The sequence below is a fragment of the Actinotignum sp. usb-actsch-rep-73 genome (genome assembly GCF_059082735.1).
Genome location: NZ_JBHNPV010000042.1, coordinates 1 through 11648, shown reverse-complemented (window position 1 = coordinate 11648; position 11648 = coordinate 1). Strand labels below are relative to the sequence as shown.

Below are 11648 nucleotides of genomic sequence, written 5' to 3'. Positions count from 1 at the left end.
GTATTCAGTCTGTTAAATCCGTCAGCGAAGCGCCAACCGATCAGGCCATCACAGCTCAGTCTTCGATCGGTCGCTTCAAGTAGGCAACCAGATTCTCTGAACCAGTCGGACCGGGGATCACCTGAACGAGCTCCCACCCGTCAGAACCCCACTGGTCAAGAATTGCTTTCGTGGCATGCGTAAGCAACGGAATCGTTGCATATTCCCATTTAGTCATGGCTCAATCCTACGTTCTTCACTGCCACTCGTTCCACGACGGCCACGCCGTCGCGGCCTCGTCAATCAGTGGCATCAAACGAAACTGATGTTCACCCGCGAACGTGCGCAAGCACCCGCGGAACCTTCGCCGCACGAATCTCAGCAGCCAGCGGATCCGGGGAGGACTCCAGCCAGGCCCGCCAATTTTCAACGGTCGTGTAGTGGCGAAGCATTGCGCGTCGCTCACGCTCTGTCAACCCACCCCACACGCCAAAATTGGCTTCGGACTGCAGGGCGTCAGCAAGACATTCCAAACGGACCTCGCACTGCAAACAACGCAGGCGTACCTGGCGCTGCGCAGCCCCTTGAACAAATGAAGCATCAGGTTCAGAGTTTGCACACAGCGCCTTTGCTACCCAACTCTGATCCTGGTCAATGGTGGTCATGAATATGCACTTCCAAATCGCTCGCCTATGAGCTTCCACCTGTGACGATACACACATCCACAGTAATTAACAAACCGAAGATGTCTCGCCCTGGCAGAGAGTCACACAAAAAAGAAGCGTCTGCTCACTGCGGAGCGCTCACCAACACGTATTCTTAACCTATGTCGCACAATCACTCGCGCCTTATCCGGCCCGCACAGCTCGTCGCGCTCCTCGTGGCATTCGTGTCCACGTCAGCACTCATCGGCGTGCTCGGGGCAGGCATGTTCGTCCCGCTCACCGGATCTCTCGCGCTCGCCGCCAAGTCGATGCCGGAAGTTTTCAACGACCTCCCCAGCGAAATTGAAGTCGTCGAGCCCGCAGAAGAATCGCAAATGCTCGATTCAACAGGCGCAGTGATTGCACGCTTCTACGACAAACAGCGCATCGTCGTCCCCTCGGCAAACATCGCCGACATCATGAAGCAAGCCATCGTCACAGTCGAAGACAAGCGCTTCTACGAACACGACGGCGTTGACGCAACCGGCATCGCCCGCGCATTCGTCAACAACTTGGCCGAAACCGGCACCCAGGGCGCATCCACCATTACGCAGCAGTACGTTCGAAACGCCCTCCTTGAAAAGGGCTACTTGGAAGGCGACGCTGAACAGGTCAACGCGGCAACCGAACAGACCGCAGCCCGCAAGCTCCGCGAGATCAAATACGCTCTCGCCCTTGAACGGAAGCTGGACAAAGATCAGGTTCTCACCGGTTACCTCAATATCGCGCCCTTCGGCCCCATCACCTACGGTGTCGAAGCCGCATCGCAGCGCTACTTCTCCAAGAGCGCCTCTGAAATCAACTACCTCGAAGCAGCAATGCTCGCAGGCTTGGTCCAGTCCCCCGTTGAATACAATCCTCTGTCATACCCTGAAGCAGCAAAAGAACGTCGCGACCTTGTTCTTGGCTTGATGCTTGAACAGGAAATCATCACGCAAGAGGAATACGACGCGGGCCTCGCCACCACCATTGAAGACATGTTGAACCCGAACGTCTCCGCCGAAGGATGCTCCGGCGCATCGGGCTCCTCCGCATACTTCTGCGACTACGTCCTGTCACAATTCCTTGCCGATGACACCTACGGCGATACGTCCGCGAAACGCGAACACATGCTGAAGACCGCGGGCATCACGATCCGCACCACCCTTGATCCGACGAAGCAAGCGGCCGCTTGGAACTCACTGACCAGCGCGATCCCCGTCGACGACGCCTCCGACGTTGATACCGCACTGGTGTCCGTTGAGCCCAGCACCGGACACATCCTAGTGATGAGCCAGAACACCAACTACGGTGTTGAAGCCGGCCAGACCATGGCAAACTACGCCGCCGATGGTCAGTTCCAGGTCGGTTCAACCTACAAGGTCTTCACCCTGTTGCAATGGTTCAAGGAAGGCCACAGCGCCTACGAAGCCGTTGGTTCAGCAAACCGCTACTACGGTTCGAACGCCTTCCACTGTGGCGATCAAACGATCAACACCGGCGCCTACAACGTCGTCGACCTTCCCGGCAAGGACGGCGCAATGAACGTCATTCGCGCAACCGGCCTGTCGGTTAACCAAGCGTTCGTGAACATGGCATCGCGCGTTGACTTCTGTCAGATCTTCCAGACCGCCTACGACCTTGGCGTAACCCAGAACGGCGAAGTCGCCGACCTCTTCCCGGCAAACGTCTTGGGCACCTCGTCAACAAACCCGCTTGAAGTTGCCGGTGCTTTCGCTGCGATCGCGAACAACGGTAACTACTGCAAGCCGAACGCGCTCCTGTCGGTCACCGACCGCGACGAGAACACGCTGAAGGAATACGCGCCCGAATGTAGCCAGGTCATCCCCGAAACCGCCGCCCAGCAGACGGCAACGACGCTGACACAGGCCGTGAGCCAGTACTACACGTCCACACACATCGCTGACGGCCGCCAGTTCGCCGGTAAGTCGGGTACAACGGATAACAACTCGAACACATGGATGAGCGGTTTCACCCCCTCTCTGGCCACCTCGGCATGGGTTGGCCACGCGAACGCTTCAACCCAGCCCGTTCAAAACGTGACCATCAACGGCGTCTACTACTCCCAGCTTTACGGTGAGACCTTCGTTGGTCGCACCATCTGGGCACCCTACATGTCAGCCGTTATGGCGAACACTCCGATCGAGCCCATGCCGATGGTCAGCATCGGTTCCCCCGCCCCGCAGCCTCGTACTCAGCAGCCCGCAGCTCAGGCAACCGAGCAGTACGAAGAGGAAGACTCCGAATAAGGCAGACCCATGACGTACGACGTGCACACAAGCTCCCGCAACATCGCTGGGAGCGCGTTTAAAGGCGTCGCCTACACGACCCTTGGCATGGGGTTGGCGGGGGCGTCAGCGCTCGCCTGGGGCTCGTTTGAACGACGCTGGCCAACATTGCGACACGTCCACGTCACCTTGGATCCATCGCGCAATATCCAGCCACTGACAATCCTTCACGTCTCTGACCTGCACATGTTTCCCGGCCAAGACTTCATCGAAGATTTCCTCAGGAAAGTTACGGCCACAAACCACATTGATTTCGTCGTTTCTACCGGCGATAACTTCTCCAGTGTGGACGGCCTCGTCCCCCTGATGCGCGCCTACAAACCACTGCTGGACTACCCCGGTGCCTACGTGCTCGGCTCGAATGACTACTATTCGCAGATGCCGAAGAGCTGGGCACGCTACCTTGTCGGCGGACACCCTCAAAAGGCGCGCACAACGCCGGACCTGCCGTGGACTGAACTGACTTCCGCATTCCACGAAGCCGGCTGGACGAACCTGACTAACCGCGCAGATACGCTTTCGATTCCCGTTGTCTTAGCACCGGTTGCGCGCGTCTCGTCTTCGTCGACCATCGCACCTGGCGCTTCTTCGCCTTCTATTCACGAGGCCGCGCACACGTCCCAAACGCTCAGCTTTATCGGGACCGACGACGCGCACCTCAACCGCGATCGACTTCCCATCCCGTTGGATTCGTGGGCGAACCAGCAGAACCTGCGTATCGGTCTCACGCACGCTCCATATACGCGCGTTTTGAACGCCATGACGGACGCTGGAGCCGACCTTATCTTCGCCGGTCACACGCACGGCGGTCAGATTGGACTTCCCGGCTTTGGAGCGATCGTGACGAACTGCGACCTCCCACGGAAATACGCAAAAGGGCTGCACTCGTGGCGATATGGCACGCACCAGTCCTTCGTCAATGTCAGTGCCGGACTGGGGACGTCGCGCTACGCGCAGGTTCGTATCGCAACACGCCCCGAGGCCACCCTTCTTTCAATCGCATAGCGTTCACGCAGCCCGTTTGGATAGCGCTACCGGCGAATGATTGCCACGCATTTAGGCTGGGCGCTCGGATCGGGCACTGTGACTTATTCGGCAGACTCTAGGGGCTTTCCGTTTTGTCATCTGGGACTTTGACTCGCTATACTCGAACAGTCGCACGGGGTGTGGCGCAGTTTGGTAGCGCGCTTCGTTCGGGACGAAGAGGTCGTGGGTTCAAATCCCGCCACCCCGACTCGTGTGAGATCCTCCGGCACTGCAGGTGTCGGAGGCTTTTTCATTTTTTGGCGACGGAGAGCTTAAACGACAAATGTTATATATCAATCGTTCATCATAGAAGCGTCGAGCAGACAAAACCACCGAATATAAAGAAAACGGCCTCAACCCGCAAGTCCAGACCGTTTCAGTCGAGCCACCTGTGGGAATCGAACCCACGACCTATTCATTACAAGCCCGGTAAAGAGTTCCACTCATTTTCGGCATCGTATCTTCGCTGGCTCTGTGCTTCGTTTTTCTTTTTACTCGTATTGCCAGCAACTATGGCAATGCCAGTAATGACGGCAACTATGGCAGTGATGGCGCTGCCAGCAATGCCCGTTTTTTTCAACAATTGGGCATGCTTGCCAATGCTAATGGCTGAAACTTTAGTCATGCTCAAAACTGTTATTCCTTTTGAACAACTCGCCCGCCTATGGACTGTAGAGATGTCCGCACGCTCTTTGTCAGTAAGGACGATTGATGAACGATTACGTGTCGTAGACCAATTCACTCAGCAAACGGGGGTGAACGCTCAGGTAGCCAATTTCGAGGACATTACTTTATGGCTTGCCACGTTACCGTCTGCGATCACGCGCCACACATATTACGTGCATCTGCGAGCCTTCTATCATTGGCTGGTTATCAGCGATCACCGTCAGGACAATCCTATGTCCCGCGTTGCAGCGCCTAAACGTCCTAAGTATCAACCGCGACCTATCACAGATGAACAGCTACGAGCCGTTCTCACCTCGCCTCTGCGTCCCGCTACGCGCACCCGCATCATGCTTGCTGCCTTTGCTGGGCTGCGAGTCCACGAAATAGCGAAAATACGCGGACAAGACATCGATCACGCAACGGGAATGATAACCGTAGTTGGAAAAGGCAATAAAACCGCCGTTCTGCCAGTGCATCCCATCATCTTGCGCGAGGCTGAACACTACCCTCTACGCGGTTGGTGGTTCCCTTCTTCCACATGCCCTCACACGCATGTAGAACGTCGGGCAGTTGGTTCAAGTATTTCTGACGCTTTTGCGCGAGCGGGTATCACAATGACTTCCCACCAGCTACGCCACTATTTCGCCACAGCCCTACTTGAAGCAGGAGCAGACGCGCGGGTAGTGCAAACCCTTATGCGTCACGAAAACCTACAAACAACCGCGCTATACATGAACGTTTCAGTGCGCCTACAACGCCAGGCTCTCGACCTACTACCAACCATGTTCAACAACTACCTGTTCTAACCGCCAGCACTGCCAGCAACGTCGGCAACACTGGCAATGACGGCAACGCTGGCAACCGTAGACATGTAACCCATGAGGAGACAATGATGCTCACCATTTCACTGTGTAATCAAAAAGGTGGGGTAGGTAAATCCACTACCACCTATCACCTAGCCCGCGCCGCGGTTCTTGAGGGCTTGCGCGTGATCGTCGTAGACCTTGATCCGCAAGGCAACATCACCAGTAGCCTCGCAAAACACCCAGTAGACGAGGACACTGCGGGGTTGGCTGACGTGCTCTCAAACCGAACCAAGCTACCGATAAGCGAAGTCACCGTACCTGGCCTATGGGACGGGGTAGACCTCGTACCCACCACGGGTGAGGCCCTACCAGTAGTAAGAGACGAACTAGTAGTAGCAGGAGCTGGACGCGAAAGCAGGCTACGCGCCGCCTTAAGTCCTATCGCGAGCAACTATGACGTGTGTCTTATCGACTGCCCACCATCACTCGACCAGCTCACAATCAACGGCCTGACCGCCACCGACATCACCCTGATCGTCACACACTCCAAACTCTGGAGCGCTAACGGCCTAGCCCGACTGCTGAGCTCTATTGACCAGATCCGCACCTACTACAACCCCACACTCACAATCGGGGGAATCATCATCAACCAGCACGAAGCCCGCACCACCAGCGGCGGGCACTGGATAAGCGAGCTAACCCATGAAGTAGAACAACGCGGACTAACAATCTTTAACCCACCCATCCCTAAACGGGTAGCAATCGCAGACAGCGTGGAAGCCAGTCAGCCACTCGAACAATGGCCCACACAAGAAGCAGCACAACTAGCCGACATCTACACCCAATACCTCCACGCAATCCAAACCCACCAGGAAGAACAGAGCAATGAGCAAAATCAGTAACAAACAACTCTTAGCCACCTACAGGCAGGCGAGCAGTGAAGAAAAAGACATCTATCTGAAGTTGCTGTACAACGACACGGTAAACGTAACTCACTTCCTCCAATACTGGATCGAACCAGAACACCTAACAGCAGGCCCTTACACGTGGGTAGAGAAAGTCCAATACGTGCTAGAGGCCAAAGAGTTTGAGCAAATGCTCCAACTCCACACCCGCCTATCCGAAACCGCGCATGCCATCAATCGACTAGACAAACACATGCGTAAACTCGACGAAGGACACACTCATGACTAAACCACAACCTAGACGTAGCGCCCTAGCAGGCCACAGCGTCATCACCCAGACCCAGACCGAGGCCAAACCACGGGCACAAACACCCACATCCAAGCCCCAGTCCAGTGGTATCCAAAAGATCACTGTTCGGGTAGATGAAAAAGTGGCAGACGAAGCACGTGGTCTATTCATCGCCAGCCTTGCCAATAATGGGCCGACTACGTGGAGCAAATGGGTAGAACAAGCCCTCATCGCCTACAACACGCAAGCCCGAGCGCGACTACACGCGCCTGTCCCACCACGCCAAATCGGCACCCTACCCGTCGGACCGCGCGGCCCCATCAACTAGACTCGACATCAACACAGGTCAAGGAAAACACCATGAGCACCAACGAAGCGCCCCACACCCCATTACAAGAAACAACTGATACTGCGATGAGCGAGCCAGTCTCTACGGTGACACCACCGTGGTATAAGCGCCCGCCCATTATTGCCACCATCGCCGTAGCACTCATCGCCGTGCTGGTTGTGGTTGGGGTGGTATGGAAAACCCACACTGATACGTTGAGCGCGCGCGAGGAATACCAGGCGACCCAGGCCACCTATCAGCAGACCTTGACCGAACTTGACCAGACTAAGACGCAAGCCAAAGCGCTTATTGATCTAGTGGCTCAGCGTGCTTTAGACACTGACACCACGGCTCTAGCCGTGGCGGTAGAAGAAGCAGACGCACTTTCAAGCGTTGAGGCCCAGGATGCTTCCGCGCTAGGACGTGAACAAGCCAAAGAAGCTACGCGCGCGGTCAAGGACGCCCAAGGGGAGGCTCAAAGCGTGCTTGATAAGCTCACTGCTTCATTTGCTGGCGTGCGCGAACAAGTCGCAACGAAGGCTACAACCACTTTTGACCAGGCGGTAAAAACCCTGAATGAGGCAATCGAAGCCGCTGGCACGGCTAATCGTGAAGGCGTAGAAACGAGCGTGACCGACCAGCTTGATACTGCACTGAAAGAAGCTCAAGCACTCGACCAAGCCGAGCCTGAAACGCTGGAGGCTGTAGCTGATATTGAGGCTGTGTTTACCCGCGCCGACCAAGCAGGCACAGTAGCCAAAACCCTAAGCGATGCCACCACAGCGGTAAACGACGCGGCCACAGCCTACACACAAGCCCAACAGGCTCAAAGCACGGGCGGATACAACGAAGGCAATGGTGGTGGCTACAGCGCCAGTAACTACAGCAACTCGAACGCAGGTGGCAATGGAGGCGGTGGCTACAGCGGTGGTAGTGGTGACGTGTGCGGCGGCGGACCATACTGCTATAACCCAAACTTCCCCGAATGGATACAAGCCACCGACGACGGAAGCTGGCACCACCAGGTGCAGCCAGATGAGAATGGAACAGTTACCGGCGATATTCAAGGAGAAGTATGTGTAGGTACTTGCGATTGATGTGCCGGAGTTAATCGCTAAGTATTCCGATGGCCCGTAGACCTAGTGTCTGCGGGCCATCTTTGTGCGCACACACTCCACGTAATAGGTGAAGCCCCTGAATGGGTTTCGTGATCGATCATCAAACCTATATGAAAGTGGAGTAGTGATGAGTATTCCTATAACCACGCACGCTCAAGACGCGCCTCGCGCCACTAAGGGCGGGCTGGCTTACCGGCTAGCTCTCGCTTTAACAGCGCTTGCGCTTATCTTTGTCGGCTCTCTGAGCGCCCTACCGGCTCACGCGGCAGGCTCTTGGGTGCGCGGCGTGCCTATTGGAGGAAGTGTTGGCTGGCTTGGCACGTGGATTCCCTACCAAGGCCAGCCCACGCCTGGTCTGTGTATTCAGGCTGACGCGGTCAACCCCTCGGCAGCAGTTGCCGTCACCCCCGGAGAGCTGACGAGTCAGCCTGGCCTTAGCCGTCCGGCTGATCTGAGTGTTGATATTGCTCAGATGGCGTACATCATGAAGTGGTACACGCCAAAGTCCTTAGAGTTTTCAAATACTGACGTAGACGCGGCCGCTACAGGTTTCCTTGCACACGTGAACTTTGAGAACTCGGGTCGCGCTCAGGCGAATGTCAATGAGCTACTCCAACTCACCCCCGCGAACGTTCAAAACCGTGCACGCCAAATGGTCGCAGAAGCCAAAGCGGCCGGTGTCGTCGGATGGGAAGCAGGTGAACCAGAAACCACCAACCACATGTACGGGACACTCGACGGGATACGTCTAGTTAACGGCAATGGGGCGGCGGCAGCGGGCTATCCGTTCACGGTGACCCTAAATGGTCCTGCGGTTTTCGATGCAACGGGCACTAATACTTATAGTGGTACTACCGCATCTACCCCCATTACCGGTCTTAAGTGGCACTCCACTGGCAACGGCAAGGTCACTGCAAGCGTCAACTTCACAAACATTATTTCGCCTGTTCTTGGCTATGCGTCGCCTGGCGGCGGTCGCCAAGACGTGATTTACGATGTTGGAAGGCTGACGGGTAAAACCGTTCAGTCTCCGACGTGGGATGTTATCTTCGATTTCCGCCCCCAAGGCCTCTCAAATGTGGATACCGCTAAGGTCATTGACAGTGGCGCTGAGCTGACTGACACGTTCACCCCGAACGCTGACCCGAACTACGGGGACGGTAAGTGGCTCAACATCGATGGCACTGACGTGCCCGTAAACTACCGCGCAAGCCTCTACTACATCGACCCCCTCGCTCCAGCAGGCCAGAACGCGACCGTGCCAGAAGGCGCAGAACTCATCAAGTCCGTCATCCTCAAAGCCAACGGGCCTGAAACGGCGCTTACCGCTAGCGCAGGGGCCGCACCCAAGGACGGTTTCTACACGTGGGTGTGGGAAGTAAAAGCCGATGACCAAGATGCTGAGTGGTCAAAGTACATTAAGGCCGACTTTGTTGACGACTATGGCATGGCAGACGAAACCACGTCGGTAAGACACCCAGCTCAGATTGATTCGAAGTTGAGTGTGCGTGACACCAAGGTGGGCACCTACCTAGTAGATGACGTGTTCGTCACCGGAATGCCCTCCGATCACCCCAACTTTGAAGGCGCAGCCGGGTTCAAGGCAGACGAGAAACTCATCTCTCACGAGGTCTTGTTTTTCCCCGCTGGCCTTAAAGTAACCGAAGCGAACCGCGACAAGGCTGAAAAGATTGGTCAAACCGTCACCATTGCCGCTAAGAACGGTGTCTACCCCAGCGTTGGTGACACGTCGTGGATCGCTAAGAGGGGTGCGGACGGCAAGCTAGTAGCCGGCACCTACGTATTCATCTCTACTTTTGCTGGTGATGACCGCGTAACCCCATTGGCTACTTCTGTAGAGGATGTGACCGAGCAGTTCACTATCACAGCTGATGGCCCGAAGCTCAAGACCACGTTCACCGGCGAAAACGGTGAAAAAACCTTGAAGCCTGGCAAGGACACGAAGCTGGTTGACAAGGTGTGTGACGCGAACGAGAAACTTGTTCCCGGAACTGAATACACCTTGAGGCTCAAGGTTCACAACAAGACCACCGGCAAGATGGTCATGGTAGACGGCACAGAGTATGAAGCGACCGCGAAGTTCACGCCCAACACTCCGCAAGACTGCGGGAAGGTAGTAGCCAACCTGGACACTACCGGCATGGCAAACACTGAACTCGTTGCCTTTGAATACGTCTACGACGCAAACGGGCAGCTCGTGGGCACCCACACGGATGCTGGTGACGCGGATCAGACCATTAAGCTCGCAGCCTCGGACAACTCCGGTGGCGGGTCGGCCCTGGCCAAGACCGGCGCAAACCTCGCACCGCTAGGCGTAGCCGCACTACTAGCCACGGGTGGTGCAGGTGCCCTCGTAGCTAAGCGACGCAAGAACTAACCCACAAGATCCCCTCCAGGGATAGTTAAGGCCCGCACCTTTTGGTGCGGGCCTTAACTGTGCGCGCACACCCTACGCAGTAGGTGAAGTCCCAAGCGCGGACTGAAACAAACACCGGTGACGAACAGGAAAACAGTGTCTAGACTCAAAACACTCATAAGAACTACGGCTATGACCATCACAGCCACAGCCGTGCTAGCAACAAGCGCAGGACTTGCAGCTAACGCCCTACCTCCCGAATCAAAAGACAGCGCGTTAGAAGAAGTCGGGCAAGGCTACCACCTACAAATCGATGACAATCTTGTGTGGTTTGGAGGATTGAAAAACCCAGACGGACATGACCCCCTCATCTGGTCCACCATCTTCACCAATAAAATCCCCTACGACTCGCAAGGCTACTTTCTTAACACAACCAACGTTGATAACCACCAAGATCCCCAACTCAGTGTGACTGGCACACAGATGGGGTGGATTCTAGCCACCTACGAATCTGTTAATACCGCCCAGTCTCGCGCCGCCATATCACTGCTTAACCGGCTCAACTTTGACGGTTCGATGTATGCGCTCGACCCTAGCCACGACCCGAACTCAGAACTGCTCCGACCCGCACGTGAGCGCGCAGCCAAGGCCACGGCGGCCATGCAACAAGAGCATCCCGATGTGGTGGAACTAGCGAAAAAATACGTTAACCAAGCAGTAAACGCATCACCCGAAAAGTTCGGCTCACCAACCGTCCAAGGCGATGGCACGTCCGAGGGAACTATTAACCTGCGTTGGATCAACGCCCTAGGCAAACCCTGTCAAGGACTTAAAGCCACGGCCACGCTAGATGGCCCGGCCGTATTCAAAGACAGTGGCACTAAAACATGGCAAGGCGAAAGCACAAGCGAAGGCTTCCAAATACCCTGGAAATCTACCGGAGTTGGCACTGTTAAAGCCGAAATTGAAATCATGACCGGCTATTACTCTCTCGTTATCCAACTCAATGGGGAAGGACTGACCTCGGTACGCACAGGCCCCGGCAAAGACACGAGTGAGGCAACCCGGAAACAGGAAATAGAGTTCAACACTGCCGAACCAGAACCTGAGCCCTCGCCAGAACCATCGCCCTCGCCAGAACCAGCACCCACGCCAGAACCAG

Annotated in this window: 12 protein-coding genes and 1 tRNA gene; 10 read left to right on the top strand and 3 right to left on the bottom strand. The window is 55.9% G+C overall.

Annotated features, from left to right (window positions below):
- Positions 1 to 55 precede the first annotated feature (55 nt).
- Positions 56 to 217 carry a Sp36 family protein gene (gene sp36, locus AC5RE1_RS03145; protein WP_006680451.1) on the bottom strand — a complete coding sequence of 54 codons (162 nt, stop codon included), beginning with the start codon at positions 215 to 217 and terminating at the stop codon, positions 56 to 58.
- A gap of 91 nt (positions 218 to 308) precedes the next feature.
- Positions 309 to 644: a WhiB family transcriptional regulator gene (locus AC5RE1_RS03140; RefSeq protein ID WP_006680452.1), complete on the bottom strand. Its 336-nt coding sequence runs from the start codon at positions 642 to 644 to the stop codon at positions 309 to 311.
- Positions 645 to 805: 161 nt separating this feature from the next.
- Here AC5RE1_RS03140 and AC5RE1_RS03135 point away from each other — a divergent pair, with 161 nt between their 5' ends.
- The 3 genes from AC5RE1_RS03135 to AC5RE1_RS03125 all read left to right on the top strand — a co-directional run bounded on the left by AC5RE1_RS03135 (position 806) and on the right by AC5RE1_RS03125 (position 4205).
- On the top strand, positions 806 to 2932 hold the full coding sequence (locus AC5RE1_RS03135; RefSeq protein WP_285068414.1) for a transglycosylase domain-containing protein: 2127 nt from the start codon (positions 806 to 808) through the stop codon (positions 2930 to 2932).
- Between the two features lie 9 nt (positions 2933 to 2941).
- The gene (locus tag AC5RE1_RS03130) at positions 2942 to 3976 is read left to right on the top strand and encodes a metallophosphoesterase (protein ID WP_493938335.1); all 1035 of its coding nucleotides are present in this window, start codon (positions 2942 to 2944) and stop codon (positions 3974 to 3976) included.
- Between the two features lie 155 nt (positions 3977 to 4131).
- Positions 4132 to 4205: transfer RNA gene (locus AC5RE1_RS03125), tRNA-Pro, on the top strand.
- A 210-nt stretch (positions 4206 to 4415) separates the two neighbouring features.
- Here AC5RE1_RS03125 and AC5RE1_RS03120 read toward each other — a convergent pair.
- Entirely contained in the window at positions 4416 to 4622 is a 207-nt protein-coding gene (locus tag AC5RE1_RS03120) for a hypothetical protein (RefSeq protein WP_040318336.1), read from the bottom strand.
- On the opposite strand from AC5RE1_RS03120, the gene AC5RE1_RS03115 reads away from it, so the two are divergent.
- From AC5RE1_RS03115 to AC5RE1_RS03085, 7 genes are all read left to right on the top strand, one after another.
- On the top strand, positions 4621 to 5469 hold the full coding sequence (locus AC5RE1_RS03115) for a tyrosine-type recombinase/integrase (RefSeq protein ID WP_050998759.1): 849 nt from the start codon (positions 4621 to 4623) through the stop codon (positions 5467 to 5469). The two genes, AC5RE1_RS03120 and AC5RE1_RS03115, sit on opposite strands and share 2 nt — an antisense overlap.
- A gap of 86 nt (positions 5470 to 5555) precedes the next feature.
- On the top strand, positions 5556 to 6371 hold the full coding sequence (locus tag AC5RE1_RS03110) for a ParA family protein (RefSeq protein ID WP_285069569.1): 816 nt from the start codon (positions 5556 to 5558) through the stop codon (positions 6369 to 6371).
- Entirely contained in the window at positions 6355 to 6663 is a 309-nt protein-coding gene (locus AC5RE1_RS03105) for a hypothetical protein (protein WP_493938334.1), read from the top strand. The genes AC5RE1_RS03110 and AC5RE1_RS03105 overlap by 17 nt, the downstream gene beginning before the upstream one ends.
- Positions 6656 to 6991 (top strand): hypothetical protein, encoded by a 336-nt coding sequence (locus tag AC5RE1_RS03100; RefSeq protein WP_493938333.1) that lies wholly within the window; start codon positions 6656 to 6658, stop codon positions 6989 to 6991. The genes AC5RE1_RS03105 and AC5RE1_RS03100 overlap by 8 nt, the downstream gene beginning before the upstream one ends.
- A gap of 32 nt (positions 6992 to 7023) precedes the next feature.
- A complete protein-coding gene (locus AC5RE1_RS03095) occupies positions 7024 to 8088 on the top strand; it encodes a hypothetical protein (RefSeq protein WP_493938332.1) in 1065 nt (354 codons plus the stop codon).
- Positions 8089 to 8236: 148 nt separating this feature from the next.
- Positions 8237 to 10507 carry a VaFE repeat-containing surface-anchored protein gene (locus AC5RE1_RS03090; protein WP_493938331.1) on the top strand — a complete coding sequence of 757 codons (2271 nt, stop codon included), beginning with the start codon at positions 8237 to 8239 and terminating at the stop codon, positions 10505 to 10507.
- 171 nt (positions 10508 to 10678) lie between these two features.
- Positions 10679 to 11648 (top strand): hypothetical protein (locus AC5RE1_RS03085; protein ID WP_493938330.1); only part of this gene is annotated, 970 nt, incomplete at its 3' end.